This window comes from Mycobacterium persicum (genome assembly GCF_002086915.1).
Classification (GTDB): Bacteria; Actinomycetota; Actinomycetes; order Mycobacteriales; family Mycobacteriaceae; genus Mycobacterium; species Mycobacterium persicum.
The window spans coordinates 1,387,194-1,408,111 of record NZ_MWQA01000001.1; the positions used below are offsets into that span (position 1 = coordinate 1,387,194).

Consider the following 20,918-nt stretch of genomic DNA (forward strand, 5'->3'; position numbering starts at 1 on the left):
GTCTATGCGACCCGTTCAAAGACGGCGGCCAACCCCTGACCCCCGCCGATGCACATGGTTTGCAGGCCGTAGCGCGCCTGGCGGCGTTCCAGTTCACGCGCCAGGGTGGCCAGCATCCTGCCGCCGGTCGCGCCGACGGGATGACCCAACGAGATGCCGGAGCCGTGCACGTTGGTGCGTTCCCGGTCGGCGGCACCGAAGTTCCATTCCCGCATCACCGCGAGCGCCTGGGCGGCGAACGCTTCGTTGAGTTCGATGAGGTCGATGTCGGCCAGCCGCAGGCCCGCCTTGGCCAGCGCGGCCTCGGTCGCGGGCACCGGACCGATGCCCATGATGTCGGGCGCCACCCCCGCCAGCCCCCAGGAAACCAACCGGACCAACGGCCGCAAGCCGTACTCGGCGGCTTTGGCCGGCGTGGTGACCACGCACATCGATGCCGCATCGTTTTGGCCGCTGGCGTTGCCCGCCGTCACCGTTGCCTCTGGATCCTGTTTCAGCAGAACGGGTTTGAGCTTCCCTAACGATTCGAGTGTGGTGTCGGCGCGGGGATGCTCGTCGGTGTCGATCAGCTGATCGCCATGGCGGCCGGGTACCACGACGGGAATGATTTCGGCGGCCAGGATGCCGTCCTGTTGCGCGGTGACCGCACGCCGATGCGACGTCACCGCCAGTTCGTCTTGCTCCAGCCGCGAAATGCCGTACCGGCGGCGCAGATTCTCGGCGGTCTCCAGCATCCCGCCCGGCACCGGATAATGCCGGCCTCCGGCCGTGGTGCGGCCGCGGGCCAGCCCGTCGTGCACCCGGATACCACCGCGGGCGCCGCCCCAGCGCATATCGGTGGAATAGAACGCGACATTGCTCATGCTTTCGCAGCCGCCGGCGATGACGAGGTCGGTGTCGCCATGGCTCACCTGCAGGCAGGCGAGGATCACAGCCTGCAGGCCCGAACCGCAGCGGCGGTCGACCTGCATACCGGGAACCGTGACCGGCAGCCCGGCATCCAATGCGACCACCCGGCCGATGGCCGGTGCCTCACTGCTGGGATAGCAGTGCCCCAGGATCACCTCCTGCACCTCATCGGGCGGCAGACCGGTCCACTCGAGCAGTCCCTTGAGCACGGCGACGCCGAGTTCAACGGCGCTGAGCGACTTAAACATTCCGCCGTAGCGGCCGATCGGCGTGCGGACCGGCTCACAGATGACAGCGTCAGTCATATGAACCGCCCGCCCGTGACATCGAGCACCGTTCCGGTCATGTACGAGGACAGGTCAGAGGCCAAAAACAAGGCGACGCTGGCGACTTCGCTGGGCTCACCCGCTCTGCCCATCGGAACCTCGGCCAATTTCTGGTCCCAAATGCGTTGCGGCATTGCTTCCGTCATCGCCGAGCGAATCAATCCGGGGGCGATGGCGTTGACTCGAACACCCACGTGGGCAAGCTCTTTGGCGGCGGCCTTGGTCATCCCGATGATCCCGGCTTTAGCCGCGGAGTAGTTGGTCTGGCCCACCATCCCGACCTTGCCCGACACCGAGGACATGTTCACGATCGCGCCCCGCTTGTTTTCGCGCATGATGGCCGCCGCCAGCCGGGTGCCGTTCCAGGTGCCTTTCAGATGTACGCTGATGACCTGGTCGAACTGCTCCTCGGTCATGTTGCGCATGGTCGCGTCTCGGGTGATGCCGGCGTTGTTGACCATGACGTCGAGACCGCCGAAAAACTCGACGGCCCTGCGGATGAGCGTTTCGACCTCGTCGGCTTTGGTCACGTCGCACCGCACAGCCGCGGCTACTGCATCGCCGCCCAGCTTCTGTGCCGCGGCCTCGGTCGCTTCGAGATTGACATCACCGAGCACGACGCGCGCGCCCTCGGCGACGAATCGCTCGGCAATGGCCAAGCCCAGTCCTTGGGCTCCGCCGGTGACCACCGCGGTCTGACCGTTCAGCAATGACATCAACAATTCCTCACTGTCCTGCCCGCAGTCGGGCGCCCACCATTCAAATATAATATTTCATATATGATGGGCCGATGCCCGTGACAGTCAGCGACGAGGACTTTCGGCAGATCCTCGCCCAGACCCGTCACTTCGTCCGCACCGCCGTGATTCCGCGTGAGCAGGAAATCCTGGACAACGACCGGGTGCCGGACGACCTGCGTGAGCATGCCAAGAGGATGGGATTGTTCGGCTACGCGATTCCACAAGAGTGGGGCGGGCTTGGCCTCGACCTGCCGCAGGACGTCGAACTCGCCATGGAATTGGGCTACACCTCGCTGGCGTTGCGGTCGATGTTCGGCACCAACAACGGCATTGCCGGGCAGGTACTGGTCGGCTTCGGCACCGACCAGCAGAAAGCCCGCTGGCTGGGACCGATGGCCTCCGGCGACGTCGTCGCCTCTTTCGCACTGACCGAACCCGGCGCCGGGTCGAATCCGGCCGGATTGCGTACCAAAGCCGTTCGGGACCACGGCAATTGGGTGATCTCGGGGCAGAAGCGCTTCATCACCAATGCACCGGTCGCCGGTTTGTTCGTGGTTTTCGCGCGGACCAGGCCGGCCGACGAGCGGAGCGCCGGCATCGCGGTCTTCCTGGTTCCCGCGGACGCGGCAGGAGTTGAAGTCGGTGTCAAGGACGCCAAGATGGGCCAGGAAGGGGCGTGGACAGCCGACGTCAACTTCAACGACGTCCGGGTCGACGCCGAGGCGCTGATCGGCGGCAGTGAGGACATCGGCTATCGAGCTGCCCTGACATCGTTGGCACGCGGCCGGGTGCATATTGCCGCGATCGCGGTCGGCACGGCTCAACGGGCACTCGACGAATCCGTGGCCTATGCCACCACGGCGACGCAGGGTGGCACGCCGATCGGGAACTTTCAGTTGGTGCAGGCGATGCTGGCCGATCAGCAGACCGGCGTGCTGGCCGGACGCGCGCTGGTTCGCGATGCCGCTCGGCTATGGGTGTCGGGAGCGGACCGCCGCATCGCGCCGTCGGCGGCGAAGCTCTACTGCACCGAAATGGCTGGAAAGGTGGCCGATCTCGCGGTGCAGATTCATGGTGGCAGTGGCTACATGCGCGGCGTCCCGGTGGAACGCATCTACCGCGATGTTCGGCTGCTGCGATTGTACGAGGGCACCAGTGAGATTCAGCGGCTGATCGTCGGGTCGAACCTGGTGCGAGCGGCGCAGCGCTGAACTCGGCGCCACACGGCGTCAGCCAGATCGCGGATCGGAAGATCGCCCCGCTGGCGGTAGCCCAACGACTGGGCGGCAGCATCTGCTATCCCCTCGACACGCCGCGCAGTTGGGCTTGCGGCAAAGCCGCGTCACTCAACCGTCGTCAGAGCGGCTCTCGCATGCCACGGAAGACCCTAGCGCGGCGAAAACCAGTGCGCCGCCTGCGCCCAACAGAATCGCCTGTGTGCTGAGGTTTCCGCGCCGGCCCTCATCAAATCCCGCGATCGCGTCGACAGTGTCGATCGCCGCGCCCGCCGCCGCGACCGCCCGAACCGCACCGGGCGGGGCCGCGAGCAACGCCACCGCCAGGGCGAGTTCTCGGGCCCCGAAAAGCCTTGTCAGGAAGCGATTTGCGGTCCCGGGGTCAATGCCGAAGAGGCGCGCCGTCAGGTCCGGGGCGAGCCAGCTGCCGAGACCGACGGCAGCGCGGGATGCGCCAAGCGCAATACGTGCAGTGGAATAAGTCGCCATTTCATGAACATAGATCATGCCCATTCAGATGAGACGCGTGCCGGCCAGGACGCCACGGATCGCCAGACAACCCGGAGCAGCATCCACAGCTCGTTGTCGTCGTCACCGCGGGCGGCCTACCGGCAAAAAGCAAATCCCGGTGCGGGCAATCCGAACGGCCGCTGGCATTCCCAGCCAGCAATTGCGCCAACAGGTTTCACGGTGTGTAGCCGCTGCGGCGTCACCTCGCGGCATAGCGGGGAATCGCCGGTCTGCCTGCTGCAGCTCCCACCCTGGGGTCAGCGATTGTCGACCAACACACCAATCGCGAGGGTGCGGGCGGAGGGACTCGAACCCTCAAGCTCTCTCGAGCAATGGCACCTAAAACCATCGCGTATGCCAATTCCGCCACGCCCGCAGCGTTGCCGATCGTACCGCCCGGCTCGCCAGGCGAGTCGGTCAGTGGTCTCTCCTCGCTTGGGTTCAGCACACCGAAAGGAGCCCGCGAGCGCGATCCGTGGAGTTGTTCGCGGACTGATCGACAGCGACGGGTGCCGGCTAGTCGCCAACATTCACCGAGGGCGCAGCACTCGTTCACCGGGGCACTCGACGACTTGGGTCCCCTGGACACGGCCGAGCCCATTACATCATCGCCGTATACCGCGGAACGTTTATTTCCCTGGCTCGCGCGTCTCGACGAGTTCGACGGACCCCAGTTATGACGCGTCGTCGCGGTACCGTCTAAGTGTGTCGACTACGCATCGTCGCAGGCCCGCGCTGATCGCCCTGGCGATCGTCGCCGCGTGCGGGTGTCTGGCCTTGGGCTGGTGGCAGTGGACCAGATTCCAGTCGGTGTCCGGCACCTTCCAGAACCTGGGATACGCCTTGCAGTGGCCGATGTTCGCCTGGTTCTGCATCTACGCGTACCGCAAGTTCGTTCGCTATGAAGAGGTGCCGCCGGAGCCGCCAAACGCCATGACCGAGATACCACCCGGACTGTTGCCCGAACGGCCCACGCCCGCGCCACAGCCCTCCGACGATCCTGCCCTACAGGAGTACAACGCATACTTGGCCGAACTCGCGAAGCACGATGCCGACAGGCAGAACAGGAACAGCGCATGACGACGCCTGAGACACCCGAAACGCAGCGGAACACTATCTTTCCGGCGGAAAAGATCCGTACCGCGCTGCTTGGCTATCGCGTGATGGCGTGGACGACGGGTATCTGGCTCATCGCCCTCTGTTATGAACTGATCTCCCACCTGGTCTTCCACCACGAGATTCGCTGGATCGAGATCGTGCACGGTTGGGTTTACTTCGTCTACGTGTTGGCCGCCTTCAATCTCGCCGTGAAAGTTCGCTGGCCGATCGGCAAGACAGTCGGTGTCCTGCTCGCCGGCACCATCCCGCTACTGGGCATCATCGTCGAACATTTTCAAACCAGGGACGTCAAGGCGCGCTACAACCTCTAGAGGGCGGCACTGTCTAGGCGAGGGCTCGCAACTCCGGCAGTAGCAGCCTCAGCGCGCGGCCGCGATGCGACATCGCATCCTTCTCCTCAGGGCTCAGTTGCGCCGCGGTCAGCTGATAGCCGTCGGGAATGAAGACGGGGTCGTAGCCGAACCCGCCGGCACCGCGTGGCTCCCGCGCGATCGTGCCGGGCCACTGGCCACGCACCACGACTTCGCCGGACGCCGAGACCAATGCGCAGGCCGAGACGAATGCCGCACCGCGCCGTCCGTCGGGCACATCGCGCAACTGGGCCAACAGCAGGGCGGTGTTGGCCGCGTCGTCGCCGTGATTGCCGGACCACCGGGCCGACAGCACCCCGGGCATGCCGTTGAGTGCCGCCACCTCTAAACCGGAGTCGTCAGCGACGCTGGCCATACCGGTCGCGGCGAACGCGTCGCGCGCCTTGGCCAGCGCGTTATCTTCGAATGTCGCACCGGTTTCGGGTGTCTCGTCGAATGACGCGACGTCATTGAGCGACACCAATGTCACCCCCGACAATCCGCCACCGTCGAGCACCCTGCGCAGTTCGGCCAGCTTTTTGGGGTTGCGGCTGGCAACCAACAGCTTGGTCACCAATCAATCCGAAACACAGTCATCAGGCCCCGGGCCTACGCGCGACTTTCCAGGTTGATTGCTGGACTTTCGGGGTTCAGCGCTGGTCGTGGCGCTATTTCCCTGACATAGCGGACTTCGCATTCTTCACAACCCCAAATCAATTTGTGCAGGTAACAGCCCACACAAAACCCCAGCGTCGCCTCCAACCACGTCAGGACAAAACAGACCGCGACAACAGCCGCCAGCGCCAGGGGCGACGCGCCGAACAGGCGCATGGCAAGACACGTCGCCGCTAAACTGCCACCGAGTAACCATGCAAACCGTTTCGGCCGCGTTGGTTTCCACACCGGTCGAATTCCCATTGTCAACGCGGTGCCCAGAACGCCAGTGGGGCTGAATGGAGTTAATCCGGTAGCCGCCGCAGCCAACATATCAAAAAGCACGAGCGGACCAATAATAATCACCGGATCGGTTTCCGGACGCATCAGCAATAATGCGATCGTGATTGCGGAGATAATATTTAGCAGACCCGCTCTCGCACGGGTTGCGGTTTCGTTGATGCGCGGTTCCGCATGTGCATGCGTCATCTGTCCCACTGCCCACCACGGGTGGTTGAGAAAGGCATGTTCAAGTGGGACTTGCCGACTGGCCATCAATTAATCCTAAAACAATTGATTTTGGCAAAACTCAATTGGACGTGGAGAAGCCTATCATAACTGTATTGTGCGCGCCTCTAGCCAGCCGCATTGAGTCGACGACAATGGCAAACGCTACGGCCGACCAATCCGGGCGGTGCCGCACTGCCGGGTGATCAGCAGCAAAGACATAGTCTCGAGGCTTGAGTGTTCCGATTGGTGATTACCTGGGTCAGCTTCCGAACGCTTTCGGCGGTGGCGGTCCTTCGGGCAGGACACCTGGATACGGCAGCGCCAACGCCTCCCGCTGAGCGGTGAATAATTTGTCGCACGCGCCCAGCGCCATGTCGAGCAGCTTGTCCAGCGTCGACCGCGGGAACGTCGCGCCCTCGCCGGTGCCCTGGATCTCCACCAGGGTCCCGGTGTCGGTGGCGACGACATTCATGTCGACCTCGGCTCGGGAATCTTCCTCGTACGGCAAGTCGACCCGGATCCGGCCGTCGACCACCCCCACACTGATCGCGGCGATGGCGCACGACAACGGCCGGGGATCAGACAGTTTGCCGGCCGCCGCCAGGTAGGTCACGGCGTCGGCCAGCGCCACATAGGCACCCGTGATGGCCGCCGTGCGGGTACCCCCGTCGGCTTGCAGCACGTCGCAGTCGACCGCAATGGTGTTCTCCCCCAAGGCCGCCAAGTCGATGCCCGCCCGCAGCGACCGACCGACCAGGCGACTGATCTCCTGGGTGCGGCCACCGACTCGCCCCTTGACCGATTCGCGATCCGAGCGCGTATGAGTGGCCGACGGCAGCATTGCGTACTCGGCGGTGAGCCATCCCACGCCAGATCCCTTGCGCCAGCGCGGAACCCCCTCGGTGACGCTGGCGGTACACAGGACCTTGGTGCGACCGAATTCAATCAGCACCGAGCCTGCGGGATTTTCGGTGAACCCGCGGGTGATGACCACCGGACGAAGCTCGTCGTCGAGGCGGCCGTCTTCTCGTTTGGACACGACGCCAACCCTAGCGGGCACCCCACACCCATCGAATGTGCGTCCACGGCGGCGACTGTGCGTCCACGGCTTTGAATGTGCGCTCAGGTGAACCCAAACACCGGTCAGGCCGCCACGTGTACACCCTCGAGGGTCGGGCGGCTCGGCGGCCAGCAGACCGGCACATGCGATGCGTTTTCGTCGAGGGAATCGCCCTCGCGAATGTCGATAGCACGCCGGGTATTGCTGTCGAGGCCTCCTCGATGACGTCCGGATCGGCCTGCTTGATGAGCGTGCGGATCCGCGCGAGCGTGTTGCCCCGCCAGTCGGCCAGCTCGGCTATCCGCGTGTCGATGTTCTGCGTCGCGTCGCTCATGGGTTCAGTTCACCTGTTGAATGCGGATCAGATTGCCGGCGGGATCACGCAGCGCGCAGTCGCGAACTCCGTACGGCTGATCCGTCGGCTCCTGAATCACCTCGCCTTGGCCGTCGTGCAGGCAGGTCTGCAGCCGCTCAAACGTGGCATCGAGATCTTTGGTTGCCAGGAGCAGGGTGCCGTAGCTGCCTTTGGCCATCATCTCGGCAATGGTGCGACGCTCCTCGTCGGTGATGCCGGGGGTGGCATTCGGCGGGTACAAGACGATGGAGGTGTCGGGCTGATGGGGAGGACCGAGCGTGATCCAGCGCATCTTGCCCTTGCCGACGTCGAGGCGGACCTCGAAGCCGAGAATCTCGCGGTAGAAGGCCAGCGATTCCTGCGGGTCCTCGTGCGGAAGGAAGCTCGAGTGAATGGTGATGTCCATGACGCTCACGCTAGGTGCAGCTCGGTAACCGAGGCTTCTCGATTCCTGATCGGTCGGGTCACCTGCTTCTGCAGGCACGCCGGGATGCCCTTCGCGGCGCCTGCCGTCCGCTCTCGATAAAGGCTGGGCGGCATGGCGACCAGCTCGCTAAAGCGAGTGCTGAAAGTGCCCAGCGATGAGAAACCGACGGTGAAGCACACCTCGGTGACGCTAAGGTCGCCGCGACGCAAGAGCGCCATCGCGCGCTCGATGCGCCGCGTCATGAGATACGAATACGGCGATTCGCCATAGGCGAGCTTGAACTGACGGCTGAAGTGCCCGGTGGATATATTCACGCTCCGGGCGAGCGCCTCGACGTTCAGCGGCTGTGCATACTCCCGGTCGATCCTGTCCCGAGCGCGCCGCAACAGCTTGAGGTCTCGTAAGCGCTGAGCCTCTGCCGGTGTGCTCATTTGCGCCGAACTACCGCCTTCGCCAGCAAGCTTCAGGCCCGCCGGACTTCGAAAGTCTCGCCGCATACCACCGCGTGTACGGGCCCGTCGAACTCGGCCTTGGCCTCAGTGATGACGTCCTCGCGCGATGTCCATGGCGGAATGTGGGTCAGCAGGAGCTCGCGGACGCCGGCCCGCCTCGCGGCCCTTCCGGCTTCGGTGCCGGACAGATGTAGGTCCGGCGGACGGTCCGGTGAGTGTGTCCAGGAGGCCTCGCACAGAAAGACGTCGACACCGCGAGCCAGCTCGACGAGCTGGTCACAGATGCCGGTGTCGCCGCTGTAGGCAAATGAGGCGCCGGTGGAATCGGTGAACCGCATGCCGTAGGACTCGGTCGGGTGGGCAACGACCCGGGGCACCACGGTAACCGCGCCGAACGTCACCGGCTCGCCGTCCACCCAGTGGCGGACGTCGAAGATGTCCGAGCAATCGTCGATCTCGCCGCCGTAGGGCGACGACGCTGCCCCCAGGCGGGACCAGGTGTCGCTCGGGCCGTATAACAACGCCTTGCCCTTGGGAGGCGTGGGGTGATAACGGCGCCATACGAATAAGCCCGGCATATCCAGACAGTGGTCCGCGTGCAAATGCGACAACAGCACATGCACCGACCCGGGATCCAAGTGTCGTTGCAGAGCTCCGAGCACACCGCCACCGAAGTCGATGACCATCGGCGGGGTGTCCGGAGCCCGGAGCAGATAACCCGACGCGGCCGAATCCGGACCCACGACGCTGCCGGAGCATCCGAGCACGGTTATTCGCACGGACACTACTGTGCCATGCCCATTACCGCGATGAGAAAAACATTGCCGCAATAGGTGAGCAGAATCTCGCGTGACGCTATTTGACAGGCGGATGATGAACGGCTGCCACTCCGGTAATCGCCGGCCCGAGGAATCGCGCCGCGAGCCGGGTGAACGCTTCCGGGTCGCCGGTGGCTTCGAACACCCGGGTAGCCGGCGGCGCATCGTGCGGGCGCAGCAGGTCGGTCTGGGTCAGCACCCGGAGAACTTCTTTGGCGGTCTCCTCGGCGCTCGAGACCAGCGTGACGTGGTCTCCCATCGCCAGTTGAATGAGCCCGGACAGCAGCGGGTAGTGCGTACAACCGAGCACCAGAGTGTCCACCCCGGCACGCTGCAACGGCTCCAAGTAACCCTCCGCCAGCCCCAACACCTGACGGCCGCTGGTGACCCCGCGCTCGACGAAATCCACGAACCGCGGACAGGCCACCGCGGTGATCTCGGCGGCGCGCGCGGCGGCGAACGCGTCTTGGTAGGCGTGGGAGGTGATGGTCGCGCGAGTGCCGATCACCCCGATGCGACCGTTGCGGGTGGCGGCAACGGCGCGGCGTACGGCCGGCAGGATCACCTCGACGACGGGCACGTCGTAGCGCTCCCGCGCGTCTCGCAGGCAGGCCGCGGACGCCGAGTTGCAGGCGATCACCAAAACCTTGACACCCCGGTCGACCAAGTCGTCGCCGATGGCCAACGCGTGTGCGCGGATCTCCGGGATGGTCAGTGGACCGTAGGGGCCGTTGCCGGTATCACCGACGTAGATGATGTCCTCGTCGGGCAGTTGGTCGATGATGGCCCGCGCGACGGTCAGTCCGCCGACGCCGGAGTCGAAGACTCCGACGGGCGCCAACGGCGAGCTCATGTCTTCGGACGCAACTGGCGGTTGCCGGCCTTCTTCAGTGCGCGGGCTTTACGCTCCGGCGCCGATAAGAGATATGCGGCCACCACCCCGGCAAGCGCACCGCACAGATGGCCCTGCCATGACACCCCGCCGCACATGCCCAGCCGCGGAAGGGCTCCCAGCAAGACGCCACCGTAGAAGAACAAGACCACCAAACCGATGACGATGTCCCACACCTTACGCACGAAAAGGCCGAACACCAGCAGAAAGGTCAACCAGCCGAAGATCAGCCCGGACGCTCCGATGTGGTCGGTCGGACCGCAGCTGCTGCCCACATTTCCGATGAGCCAGGTGCCGAAGCCGCCCAGAATCCACACGATCACCGTCGCCCAGACGAACCGCGACAATCCGGCCAGCGTCATCAGGAATCCCAACACCAGTAAAGGAATGGTGTTGGCCATCAGGTGTGCCCAGTTGGCATGCAGCAGCGGCGCGAAAACGATGCCCCACAACCCGTCGGTTTTCAGCGGGCGGATGCCGTTGACGTCCAGCGAATGCCGCGTCAACTGGTCGATCAGCTCAACGAGATACAGCAGCGCGACGAAGGTGAGGATGGTCGCCCCGCCGACGATCCAGCGCGGGCGCTTTTCCGGCTGCTTCGCGGGTGTGCGCGGATTCCCGGTCATTGGCGCCGCTCCTCCTCGTCGTTTCACTCCGCATCGTCGCCGGCGCGGGTCATGCCCACAGCTGCCCTTCCAGAGCGTTCTCGGCATCAGCAAGGCTACCGACATAGGCGCCGGTCGACAGATACTTCCACCCCGCATCGGCAACCACCAAGGCTATGTCGGCGCGGTTACCCGACTGGACGACATTGGCCGCGATTCCCAGTGCGGCGTGCAGCACCGCGCCCGTCGAGATACCCGCGAAGATGCCCTCGGCCGCGGCCAGTTCACGGGTACGGCGCACCGCGTCGTACGCGCCCACCGAATATCGCGCGGTCAGCACCTCAGGGTCATACAGTTCGGGGACAAAGCCCTCATCGATGTTGCGCAGCGCGTACACCCCCTCGCCGTAACGTGGCTCGGCCGCCACGATCTCGACACCGGGAACCCGCTCGCGCAGAAACTGGCCGGTACCCATCAGCGTGCCGGCGGTGCCCAGGCCGGCGACGAAATGGGTGATCTCGGGCAGGTCGGCCAGCAACTCGGGACCGGTGCCGCAGTAGTGCGCGTCCGCGTTGGCCGGATTGCCGTACTGGTAGAGCATCACCCACGACGGGTTGGCGGCGGCAAGCTCCTTGGCGGTGGCCACCGCTGTGTTGGATCCGCCCTCGGCCGGCGAAAAAATGATTCTCGCGCCATAGAGTTCCAGCAGCTGACGCCGTTCCAGCGAGGTGTTCTCGGGCATCACGCATATCAGCCGGTAGCCCTTCAACCGCGCGGCCATCGCCAGCGAGATACCGGTGTTGCCGCTGGTGGGCTCGATGATGGTGGCGCCGGGCGACAACCGCCCGTCCAGTTCGGCCTGTTCGATCATCCGCAGCGCCGGCCGGTCTTTGATCGATCCGGTCGGATTGCGGTCTTCGAGCTTGGCCCACAACCGCACGTGGGTTGCGTCGGCCTCGTCTGCCCAGCGCGGGGACAGCTGCTTCAGACCCACCAGCGGGGTGTTGCCCAGTGCCTGTAGCAGCGAGTCGTATCGCGCCATGCGCTCCGCTTACCCGCCCGCCACGGCGGGCAGGATGGTGACCGAGTCGCCGTCGGACAGCACCGTGTCCAGACCACCGGAGAACCGCACGTCCTCGTCGTTCACGTAGACGTTCACAAAGCGGTGCAGCTTGCCATTATCGATCAGCCGCTCGGAGATGCCCGAGTAGTTGGCCTCGAGGTCGTCGATGACCGCGCCGAGCGTGTCGCCGTTCGCGGAGACGCGCTTCTGGCCACCGGTGTGGGGTCGCAGGACGGTCGGGATGGACACGGTGACGCTCATGCAGGCCTTCCTCGCACTTTGAGCACTTTTCCGGGACTTTGCGGGAACTCTGACAGATATTCAATACTGCTCGACGATATGGACAGGCTCTTCGGTGACGGCACCGGCGACGATGCGATAACTGCGTAGCTCACAACGCTCGGCATCACGGGTAGACACCAGCACATAATGCGCCTCCGGTTCCGCGGCCAGGCTGACGTCCGTGCGGCTTGGGTATGCCTCGGTCGCCGTATGCGAGTGATAGATGACGACCGGCACTTCGTTCGCGCTTTCCATGGATCGCCACACCTGGAGTTGCTCGCCGGAATCGAAACGGTAAAACGTCGGCGAGCGCTCCACGTTGGTCATCGGGATATGGCGCTGGGGACGGTCGGAACCCTCCGGCCCCGCCAGCACCCCACAGGCTTCGTCAGGGTGATCGCGGCGGGCATGGGCGAACATCGCATCGACCAGGTCGGCACGAATCACCAGCACCTCAGCCGTTCCTTTCCGTACGTGTTCCGAATGCTCCCGGCAACATGGCGCGGTAGCTCGGTATTCCGGCCACCGGCGCGGCGGCGATGACACCAGCCACTACCGCTCGGGCCAGGCAATCGCCGGCGGCCGCTCCCACCGCGCTGACCAACGCCGTTTCCGGCGAAAGAGCGGCCGGTATGCCGGGGTCCGGCGGCACCTCGACCGCACCGGTGGCCAGCGCGAAGACGGTATCGCCGTCCAGTGGCGTGTGGGCCGGCCGGATCGAGCGGGCCAGCCCGTCGTGAGCCGCGATCGCGACGCGCCCACACGCGGCCGGACTCAGCGCCGCGTCCGTCGCGACCACCGCGATGGTGGTGTTCATGGGGCTGGACTCCGTCGGTAGCCGCGCCAGCGCGTCGAGCTGCTCGGCGGGTGGTTTGGTCAGCTCGAATTCGTCGATCAGCTCCGCCATCCACGGCAGGCCGGTCGCCGGATCGACGACGTTGCCCACCGAGTTCACCACGACGACCGCGCCGACGGTCACGCCGGACGGCAGCGTGGTCGACGCTGTGCCGACGCCGCCCTTGAGCAGGCCGGCGCGCGCGCCCACGCCGGCGCCTACGGCCCCGACGGCAACATCGGCCTCAGCGGCTTCGCAAGCCAGGTACCCGAAGTCAGCCGAGGGCCGGCAAATCCAGCCTCCGACCGGCAGGTCGAAGATCACCGCGGCCGGAACGATGGGCACCACCCCGGCGCCGCCCATACCGACAGCGACACCGCGGTGATGTTCCTCGAGCCAGCGCATGACACCGTCGGCGGCGGCCAGGCCATAGGCGCTGCCGCCGGCGAGCAGTACCGCGTCCACGAAGCGGACACTATTGACCGGATCCAACAGGTCGGTCTCGCGGGTTCCGGGCGCACCTCCGCGGCAGTCGACCGCACCGACCGTTCCGGGTGGCGGCAGCACAACAGTGACGCCACAAGCCCAGCCGGCGCCGAGGGACGCGTCGGGGTCGAGCCGCTGGTAGTGGCCGACGCGGATGCCGCCGACGTCGGTGATGGCGTTCATCCGGCTGCCGTCGCGATCATCCGGCGGGTTTACCCATCAGCACCAGGACGAGGTACTCCTGCAGAACCGTCAGCCATTGGTAGACGTCGTAATGCGCCGCCATGGGATGGTCGGCCGGCAGCCGCTCGGGCCCTTGCGGGCCGACGTTGAGCAGTACTCCAAGAGTCAGCCGCAAGTCGTTGACGGCAGCAACCCAGGCGTTGGCATCGGACTCAGTCAACTCGAACCGACCGCCGTTTTCCGGGACCGTCTGCAGCAACTGCTGTGCGGCACCGCGTTTGGCGTCGATGATCGCCGGCTCATGCAGACTGCGAAGGGCGGCGTTGAGCGTCTCGGAGGCATCGAGGGTCATCGGGTCGCCGGGATCCAGCTTGTAGAAATCCGGCAGCAGCCGACGCAGCGTCGGGTCACCCGGACGGTCGGAGTGCCCGGTCTTTATGCCGGTAATCTCTTCGAGTTCGTCTGTCGGAGTGGTCGATTCGCGTTCGTCGAACAGCCCGACCATCGCGCCGACCAGATTCTTGAGCAGGGCTGCCTCGTGGGGAGCCAAGGCGGACCGAAAACGAGGGCCGTTGCGGGTTTCGACGCGCTTCCATTTGCGCACGCTGGATCCGGATACCCTCGAAGCTCACCGGTCCTGCTGCATCGTCGCCCATAATCCGGCGGCGTGCAGTTTGGACACATCGACCTCCATGGCTTCCCGGCTGCCGGCCGAGACCACTGCCTTTCCCTCGTTGTGCACCTGCAGCATCAGCGTGGTGGCATGCGGCTCGCTGTAGCCGAACAACTTTTGGAACACGTACGTCACATAGCTCATCAAGTTGACCGGGTCGTCCCAGACGATGGTCACCCACGGACTGGCCGTCACATCGACCGGCGCGGACTCGCGTTGCCCGGTCGATCCGGGCTTGGCGGGCGCTGATGCAGCAACCATAGCCATAGGATAGCGAGCCACTGCGGTGGATACCGAGACCCCGACGCGAACCGATACGGTTGCGGGGTGAATGACTCGGTCCCCGCTGGGCTCCTGACCGACAAGTACGAGCTGACCATGCTGGCGGCCGCGCTGCGCGACGGCACAGCCAATCGCCGGACCACGTGGGAGGTGTTCGCCCGCCGGCTTCCCGCGGGCCGCCGGTACGGGGTGGTGGCCGGAACCGGTCGACTGCTGGAGCTGTTGCCGCAGTTCAGGTTCGACGACGAGGCGTGCGAGTTACTGGCCCACTTCCTCGACCCTGAGACCCTGGGTTACCTCCGGGATTTTCGCTTCTGCGGCGATATCGACGGCTACCCGGAAGGCGAACTGTACTTCCCCGGTTCCCCGGTGCTCTCGGTGCACGGCAGTTTCGCCGAATGCGTGCTGCTGGAAACGCTGGTGCTGTCGATCTTCAACCACGACACGGCGATCGCGTCCGCGGCGGCGCGGATGGTCAGCGCCGCCGGCGGCCGCCCGTTGGTCGAAATGGGCACCCGCCGGACACATGAGCGCGCCGCGGTCGCCGCCGCCCGGGCCGCTTATCTCGCGGGCTTCGCCGGCTCGTCCAATCTGGAAGCCCGGCGACGCTACGGGATACCCACCGAAGGCACCGCGGCCCACGCGTTCACGATGCTTTATGCGCACCGGGACAGTCCCTCGGCTACGTCAGAGTTGGCCGCGTTCCGCGCCCAGGTCGAGGCGCTGGGCCCGGACACGACGCTGCTCGTCGACACCTACGACGTGACGACCGGTATCGCCAACGCTGTCGCTGCCGCCGGTACCGGGCTCGGCGCGGTCCGCATCGACTCCGGCGAGTTGGGCGTGCTGGCCCGCCAAGCCCGCGAGCAGCTCGACCAACTCGGCGCCAACAAGACCCGCATCATGGTGTCCGGCGATCTCGACGAGTTCGCCATCGCGGCGCTGCGCGCGGAGCCGGTTGATAGTTACGGCGTCGGGACGTCGCTGGTCACCGGCTCGGGTGCGCCGACCGCGAACATGGTCTACAAACTGGTCGAGGTCGACGGCATGCCCGTGCAAAAACGCAGCAGCCACAAGGAATCCCGAGGCGGCCGCAAAGAAGCGCTGCGGCTGTCGAAGCCCACGGGCACCATCACCGAGGAAATCGTGCATCCGGCGGGGCGCCCTCCGACCACCACCGAGCCGCACCGAGTGTTGACCACCCCGCTGGTTCGCGGCGGAGATGTGGTAGCCGATACGGGTAGCGCTGCGCTGGCGTCGGCCCGCAAGCTCGTCGCGTCGGGGTTGCACAGCCTGCCCTGGGAGGGACTGAAATTGGCGCCCGGCGACCCGGCCATCCCGACCCAGACGATCACGCCCTGAGATCCGATTCGACAAGGGAGTAACCACGCCTGAGGTGTCTGTTCCCGAGTTGCTGGCCGTCGCCGTGGCAGCCCTGGGCGGCAGCGAACGCCGCGGCCAGCTGGAGATGGCCAATGCCGTGGCACAGGCTTTCGCGACCGGCCAGCACCTCGTCGTCCAGGCCGGCACCGGCACCGGTAAGTCCCTGGCATACCTGATTCCGGCGATTGTCCGTGCGGTCGGCGACGACGAGCCCGTCGTGGTGTCGACCGCAACGATCGCCCTGCAGCGGCAACTCGTCGATCGCGACCTACCCCGGCTCGCCGATGCGCTCACGGCTTCCCTGCCCCGCCGGCCGCAATTCGCATTGCTCAAAGGGCGAGGAAACTATCTGTGCCTCAACAAGGTTCACAACGGCGGCGCGGACGTCGACGCGGCCGGCGAGCCGCAGGAGGAACTCTTCAACCCCATGGCCGTGACCGCGCTGGGCCGTAACGTGCAACGGCTCACCGAATGGGCGACCACAACCGGCACCGGAGACCGCGACGACCTCAAACCCGGCGTGGCCGATCGGTCGTGGTCGCAGGTCAGCGTCTCCGCGCGGGAATGCCTCGGCGTGGCCCGCTGCCCGTATGGCTCCGAGTGCTTCTCCGAACGGGCACGCGCCCGGGCGGGTTCCGCCGATATCGTCGTCACCAATCATGCGTTGCTGGCCGTCGACGCCGTTGCTGAATCCTCGGTGCTGCCCGAACACCGGCTCTTGGTGGTCGACGAGGCGCACGAGCTGGCCGACCGGGTGACCTCGGTGGCCACCGCGGAGCTGACGTCGGCAACCCTCGGTGTGGCCGCGCGGCGGATCGCCCGGCTGGTCGCCCCGGAGGTGCTGGAGCGGTTGGAAGCGGCGTCGGCGACCTTCGCCTCGACGATCCACGACGCGCCACCCGGGCGCATCGATTACCTCGACGACGAGTTGGCGACATACCTGACGGCGCTACGGGACGCGGCCGGTGCAGCCCGCTCGGCGATCGACAGCACCAGCGACGCGAAGGCGGCGTCAGCCCGCGCCGAAGCCGCGGCGGCCCTGACCGAGATTTCCAATACCGCGTCGCGGATACTGACGTCCTTCGCACCGGCGATCCCCGACCGCACCGACGTGGTCTGGCTCGACCATGAGGAGAACCGCGGTTCGCCCCGCAGCGTGCTGCGGGTGGCTCCGCTGTCGGTCGCCAATCTGCTGGCCACTGCCATATTCGCCCGTTCGACGACGGTGCTGACCTCGGCGACGCTGGCAATCGGTGGGACCTTCGACGCGATGGCGGCGTCCTGGGGCCTGACGTCAGACAGATCCTCGGACAAGCCTTCGGACACACCGTGGCGCGGGCTGGACGTGGGATCGCCCTTCCACCATGCGAAGTCGGGAATCCTCTACGTGGCGGCCCATCTTCCGCCGCCCGGCCGGGACGGGACCGGGTCGGTCGAGCAGCTGACCGAAATCGCCGAACTCGTCGCCGCAGCCGGCGGGCGGACCCTTGGCCTGTTCTCCTCGATGCGCGCGGCGCGCGCCGCCGCCGAAGCCATGCGCGAACGGCTTTCCACACCGGTGTTGTGCCAGGGCGACGACAGCACCTCCGCGCTGGTCGAGCAGTTCACCGCCGACGCCGCCACCTCGCTGTTCGGCACCCTGTCGTTGTGGCAGGGCGTCGATGTACCCGGACCGTCGCTGTCGTTGGTCCTGATCGACCGCATCCCGTTTCCACGTCCGGACGACCCACTGCTGAGCGCCCGCCAGCGGGCAGTGGCGGCTCGCGGCGGCAACGGTTTCATGACGGTCGCCGCCAATCATGCGGCGCTGCTGCTGGCGCAGGGCGCGGGTCGGCTGTTGCGCGGGGTCAGCGACCGTGGGGTGGTGGCGGTGCTGGATTCGCGAATGGCGACCGCCCGCTACGGGGACTACCTGCGAGCCTCGCTGCCCCCGTTCTGGCAGACCACCAACCCAGCCCAGGTCCGCGCGGCGCTGCAGCGACTGTCGGCCGCCGGCTGATCAGCCCCCGGCCAGGGTCACCAGCCCCAGCTCGTTGCCGGCGGCCAGCATCGGATGGCGAGGCAGCACTCGCACGGTGTAGCCGACGGCCCCCGCCAGCGGCAGCGGGGTTGTCGTCGAGAAGATGTGGCTCACACCGTCGGTACCGGTATGCGACATTTCGACGGTGCTCGGGTCCAGCAGCACATCGCCGGGGTCGACCCTGCCCAGCACTGCTTGGACGGTCACCTCGTCCGGTTGCAGGCCGGCCAGTTGCACGATGGCGGTCAAGGTCAGCTTCGAGCCGAGCAGCGGAGTATCAGGCAGCCCGGCGCTGTCCACGTCGGTGATCTCGATCCGCGGCCACGCCGCCTCGGCGCGCCGCCGGTAGGCGGCCAGCTCACGGGCCCCGGCGAACTCGGTGCCGTCACCCGCAACACCGATGGTCCTACGCCACGATTGCGCCGCCGGAGCGTAGTAGTGCTGGACGTAGTCGCGCACCATGCGTGAAGCCAGCACTTTCGGTCCCAGGGTCTGCAGGGTGTGCCGCACCATCTCCATCCATCGCGGCGGCACGCCGCGTTCGTCACGCTCGTAAAACTTCGGCGCCACCGCCTGCTCCAACAGGTTGTAGAGCCCATTGGACTCCAGGTCATCGCGTCGTTCCGGATCTGCCACGCCGTCGGCAGACGGTATCTCCCAGCCGTTTTCGCCGTCGTACCATTCGTCCCACCAGCCGTCGCGGACGGATAGATTCAGCCCCCCGTTGAGCGCGCTCTTCATCCCGGATGTTCCGCACGCTTCCAACGGCCGCAACGGGTTGTTCAGCCACACGTCGCAGCCCCAGTACAACAACCGGGCCATCGACATGTCGTAGTTGGGCAAGAAGGCGATGCGGTGGCGCACCTGCGGCCGGTCGGCGAACCGCACCACCTGCTGGATCAGCGCCTTTCCCCCGTCGTCGGCCGGATGCGACTTGCCTGCCACGATCAGCTGTATCGGCCGTTCGGGGTCCAACAGCAGCTTCTCGAGTCGATCCGGATCACGCAGCATCAGGGTCAGCCGCTTGTACGTCGGAACCCGGCGGGCAAACCCGATGGTCAACACGTTCGGATCGAAGGCCGTTGCGATCCAGCCCAATTCGGCTTCGGAGGCACCGCGTTCCAGCCATGATTGCCGCAGCCGCGCCCGCACGTCCTCCACCAGCAACGAGCGCAGCTGTGACCGGATCCACCACAGGTGGCCGGCATCCACCTGCTGTAACCGCAGCCAGACGGCGGGCTCTGCGAACGAGTCCGAACCGGCCAGTTCGCGGCCCAGCTCCAGCCATTGCGGCGCGGCCCAGCTGCGGGCGTGCACCCCGTTGGTGATCGACCCGATCGGGACTTCGTCGTGGTCGAATCCGGGCCACAGTTCGTTGAACATGGCCCGGCTGACCCTGCCGTGCAGCAGCGAGACACCGTTGGCCCGTTGCGCCAGCCGCAGCCCCATGTGGGCCATGTTGAACTTGGTGGGATCGTCCTCGGCGCCCAGTGCCAGGATGCGCTCGGTCGGCACGCCCGGCAGCAGCCCCGGCTCGCCATCGCCGAAGTAGCGCCGCACCATGTCCACCGGGAACCGGTCGATACCGGCGGGTACCGGAGTGTGCGTGGTGAACACCGTGCTGGACCGCACCACCGTCAGCGCGGTATCGAAGTCCAATCCCGAGTCGGTGATGAGTTCCCGGATGCGTTCGGCTCCCAGGAATCCGGCGTGGCCCTCGTTCATGTGGAATACCTCGGGGGCCGGCAATCCCTGGATGGCGGTGAACGCGCGAATCGCCCTTATCCCACCGATACCGGCCAAGATCTCCTGCTTGATCCGGTGTTCTTGGTCACCCCCGTAGAGGCGGTCGGTCACGCCGCGCAGCTCGTGCTCGTTTTCCGGAATATCGGAATCCAGCAGCAGCAGCGGCACCCGGCCCACCTGGGCAACCCAGATCCGGGCGCGCAGCTGCCCGGAATCCGGCACCGCCAGCTCGACCAGCACCGGATCACCGTTGGCGTCGGTAAGCAGGCGCAACGGCAGCCCATGCGGGTCCAGCGACGGATAGGTCTCCTGTTGCCAGCCGTCGGCGGTCAGCGACTGCCGAAAATATCCGGAGCGGTAGTACAGACCGACCGCGATCAGCGGCAGCCCCAGATCGGACGCGGCCTTGAGATGGTCGCCGGCCAGAATCCCAAGGCCGCCAGAGTAATTGGGCAGCACTTCGGCGATGCCGAACTCCATCGAGAAGTACCCGATGCTGGTGGGCAGGCTAGGCCCCGGTGCCCCGGGGACACCCGCCAGCTCGCGCTGCTGGTACCACAGTGGGCGGCTCAGGTAGTCGGCCAAGTCGGCCGCCTGCTCGTCGAGCCGGCGCAGGAATTCTTCGTCGAGCGCCAACTCGTCCAGGCGTGCCGGTTTGACCGCACCCAGCACCGCCACCGGGTCGTGGCAGCTAGCCCACAGTGCCGGGTCGATGCTCGCGAACAAGTCCTGGGTGGCCTTTTCCCAGGACCACCGCAGGTTGGTCGACAGCTGGTCCAGCGCGGCAAGACGGTCGGGCAGATGAGCACGGACGGTAAACCGGCGGAGGGCTTTCACGCGTCTTTACCTTACTGAGGATTCCGTTGGAAGCGGGCTACTCGGCGACAGGTCGGGCCCCGCCGGTGTGGCCGGACACTAGGGTGGGTATGGGGCGCTAAGACGAGCAGACAACGACACACGAAGGACACCCCGGTGACACCGCTGTTGCTCGTCCCCGGGGTGA

General features: G+C 66.1%; 23 protein-coding genes, 1 tRNA gene and 1 pseudogene. 5 read left to right on the top strand and 20 right to left on the bottom strand.

Going from position 1 to position 20,918, the window contains the following annotated elements:
* Positions 1-2: 2 nt before the first annotated feature.
* Together B4U45_RS06155 and fabG are read right to left on the bottom strand one after the other, a co-directional pair.
* Positions 3-1,214 (bottom strand): acetyl-CoA C-acetyltransferase, encoded by a 1,212-nt coding sequence (locus B4U45_RS06155; protein WP_075547288.1) that lies wholly within the window; start codon positions 1,212-1,214, stop codon positions 3-5.
* Positions 1,211-1,954, bottom strand: coding sequence for a 3-oxoacyl-ACP reductase FabG (gene fabG, locus B4U45_RS06160; protein WP_089025180.1), 744 nt, complete (start codon positions 1,952-1,954; stop codon positions 1,211-1,213). The genes B4U45_RS06155 and fabG overlap by 4 nt, the downstream gene beginning before the upstream one ends.
* Positions 1,955-2,025: 71 nt before the next feature.
* On the opposite strand from fabG, the gene B4U45_RS06165 reads away from it, so the two are divergent.
* A complete protein-coding gene (locus B4U45_RS06165; RefSeq protein ID WP_075547290.1) occupies positions 2,026-3,186 on the top strand; it encodes an acyl-CoA dehydrogenase family protein in 1,161 nt (386 codons plus the stop codon).
* A gap of 135 nt (positions 3,187-3,321) precedes the next feature.
* Here B4U45_RS06165 and B4U45_RS06170 read toward each other — a convergent pair whose 3' ends face one another.
* Together B4U45_RS06170 and B4U45_RS06175 are read right to left on the bottom strand one after the other, a co-directional pair.
* Positions 3,322-3,699, bottom strand: a complete 378-nt coding sequence (locus tag B4U45_RS06170) for a DUF4267 domain-containing protein (protein ID WP_158006341.1) — start codon at positions 3,697-3,699, stop codon at positions 3,322-3,324.
* A 313-nt stretch (positions 3,700-4,012) separates the two neighbouring features.
* Positions 4,013-4,096, bottom strand: a tRNA-Leu gene (locus B4U45_RS06175).
* 329 nt (positions 4,097-4,425) lie between these two features.
* On the opposite strand from B4U45_RS06175, the gene B4U45_RS06180 reads away from it, so the two are divergent.
* The gene (locus tag B4U45_RS06180; RefSeq protein WP_075547292.1) at positions 4,426-4,800 is read left to right on the top strand and encodes a hypothetical protein; all 375 of its coding nucleotides are present in this window, start codon (positions 4,426-4,428) and stop codon (positions 4,798-4,800) included.
* Complete coding sequence (locus tag B4U45_RS06185) at positions 4,797-5,150, top strand: DUF3817 domain-containing protein (RefSeq protein WP_075547293.1); 354 nt, start codon at positions 4,797-4,799, stop codon at positions 5,148-5,150. Before B4U45_RS06180 ends, B4U45_RS06185 begins: the two co-directional genes overlap by 4 nt.
* 13 nt (positions 5,151-5,163) lie before the next feature.
* On the opposite strand, the gene rdgB is transcribed toward B4U45_RS06185, so the two are convergent.
* The 15 genes and pseudogenes from rdgB to clpS all read right to left on the bottom strand — a co-directional run bounded on the left by rdgB (position 5,164) and on the right by clpS (position 14,745).
* On the bottom strand, positions 5,164-5,766 hold the full coding sequence (rdgB, locus tag B4U45_RS06190; RefSeq protein ID WP_176357628.1) for an RdgB/HAM1 family non-canonical purine NTP pyrophosphatase: 603 nt from the start codon (positions 5,764-5,766) through the stop codon (positions 5,164-5,166).
* A gap of 32 nt (positions 5,767-5,798) precedes the next feature.
* Entirely contained in the window at positions 5,799-6,398 is a 600-nt protein-coding gene (locus tag B4U45_RS06195; protein ID WP_241780252.1) for a DUF4395 domain-containing protein, read from the bottom strand.
* Between the two features lie 214 nt (positions 6,399-6,612).
* Positions 6,613-7,392, bottom strand: coding sequence for a ribonuclease PH (gene rph / locus B4U45_RS06200; protein ID WP_075547295.1), 780 nt, complete (start codon positions 7,390-7,392; stop codon positions 6,613-6,615).
* A 235-nt stretch (positions 7,393-7,627) separates the two neighbouring features.
* Positions 7,628-7,747 (bottom strand): annotated as a pseudogene (locus B4U45_RS30310) (DUF1801 domain-containing protein); the annotation flags it as partial.
* A gap of 4 nt (positions 7,748-7,751) precedes the next feature.
* Positions 7,752-8,174: a VOC family protein gene (locus B4U45_RS06205; protein WP_075547337.1), complete on the bottom strand. Its 423-nt coding sequence runs from the start codon at positions 8,172-8,174 to the stop codon at positions 7,752-7,754.
* A gap of 5 nt (positions 8,175-8,179) precedes the next feature.
* The gene (locus B4U45_RS06210) at positions 8,180-8,626 is read right to left on the bottom strand and encodes a helix-turn-helix transcriptional regulator (RefSeq protein ID WP_075547297.1); all 447 of its coding nucleotides are present in this window, start codon (positions 8,624-8,626) and stop codon (positions 8,180-8,182) included.
* Positions 8,627-8,658: 32 nt separating this feature from the next.
* A complete protein-coding gene (locus B4U45_RS06215) occupies positions 8,659-9,432 on the bottom strand; it encodes a cyclic nucleotide-degrading phosphodiesterase (protein ID WP_176357627.1) in 774 nt (257 codons plus the stop codon).
* A gap of 70 nt (positions 9,433-9,502) precedes the next feature.
* Entirely contained in the window at positions 9,503-10,318 is an 816-nt protein-coding gene (gene murI, locus B4U45_RS06220; RefSeq protein WP_075547298.1) for a glutamate racemase, read from the bottom strand.
* Complete coding sequence (locus B4U45_RS06225; protein ID WP_371687248.1) at positions 10,315-11,070, bottom strand: rhomboid family protein; 756 nt, start codon at positions 11,068-11,070, stop codon at positions 10,315-10,317. Before B4U45_RS06225 ends, murI begins: the two co-directional genes overlap by 4 nt.
* Positions 11,033-12,004, bottom strand: a complete 972-nt coding sequence (locus tag B4U45_RS06230; RefSeq protein WP_075547300.1) for a PLP-dependent cysteine synthase family protein — start codon at positions 12,002-12,004, stop codon at positions 11,033-11,035. Before B4U45_RS06230 ends, B4U45_RS06225 begins: the two co-directional genes overlap by 38 nt.
* 9 nt (positions 12,005-12,013) lie before the next feature.
* On the bottom strand, positions 12,014-12,286 hold the full coding sequence (locus B4U45_RS06235) for a MoaD/ThiS family protein (RefSeq protein ID WP_075547301.1): 273 nt from the start codon (positions 12,284-12,286) through the stop codon (positions 12,014-12,016).
* A gap of 60 nt (positions 12,287-12,346) precedes the next feature.
* Complete coding sequence (locus tag B4U45_RS06240; RefSeq protein ID WP_075547302.1) at positions 12,347-12,760, bottom strand: M67 family metallopeptidase; 414 nt, start codon at positions 12,758-12,760, stop codon at positions 12,347-12,349.
* A gap of 1 nt (position 12,761) precedes the next feature.
* A complete protein-coding gene (locus B4U45_RS06245; protein ID WP_083154831.1) occupies positions 12,762-13,811 on the bottom strand; it encodes a P1 family peptidase in 1,050 nt (349 codons plus the stop codon).
* Between the two features lie 16 nt (positions 13,812-13,827).
* Positions 13,828-14,415, bottom strand: a complete 588-nt coding sequence (aosR, locus tag B4U45_RS06250) for an oxidative stress transcriptional regulator AosR (protein ID WP_023366192.1) — start codon at positions 14,413-14,415, stop codon at positions 13,828-13,830.
* A 24-nt stretch (positions 14,416-14,439) separates the two neighbouring features.
* On the bottom strand, positions 14,440-14,745 hold the full coding sequence (clpS, locus tag B4U45_RS06255) for an ATP-dependent Clp protease adapter ClpS (RefSeq protein ID WP_036400296.1): 306 nt from the start codon (positions 14,743-14,745) through the stop codon (positions 14,440-14,442).
* A 66-nt stretch (positions 14,746-14,811) separates the two neighbouring features.
* On the opposite strand from clpS, the gene B4U45_RS06260 reads away from it, so the two are divergent.
* On the top strand, positions 14,812-16,128 hold the full coding sequence (locus tag B4U45_RS06260; RefSeq protein ID WP_075547304.1) for a nicotinate phosphoribosyltransferase: 1,317 nt from the start codon (positions 14,812-14,814) through the stop codon (positions 16,126-16,128).
* Positions 16,129-16,162: 34 nt separating this feature from the next.
* On the top strand, positions 16,163-18,148 hold the full coding sequence (locus tag B4U45_RS06265; RefSeq protein WP_116671259.1) for an ATP-dependent DNA helicase: 1,986 nt from the start codon (positions 16,163-16,165) through the stop codon (positions 18,146-18,148).
* Here B4U45_RS06265 and glgP read toward each other — a convergent pair whose 3' ends face one another.
* Complete coding sequence (glgP, locus tag B4U45_RS06270; protein ID WP_075547306.1) at positions 18,149-20,752, bottom strand: alpha-glucan family phosphorylase; 2,604 nt, start codon at positions 20,750-20,752, stop codon at positions 18,149-18,151. It abuts the gene before it with no gap.
* Positions 20,753-20,918: the final 166 nt, after the last annotated feature.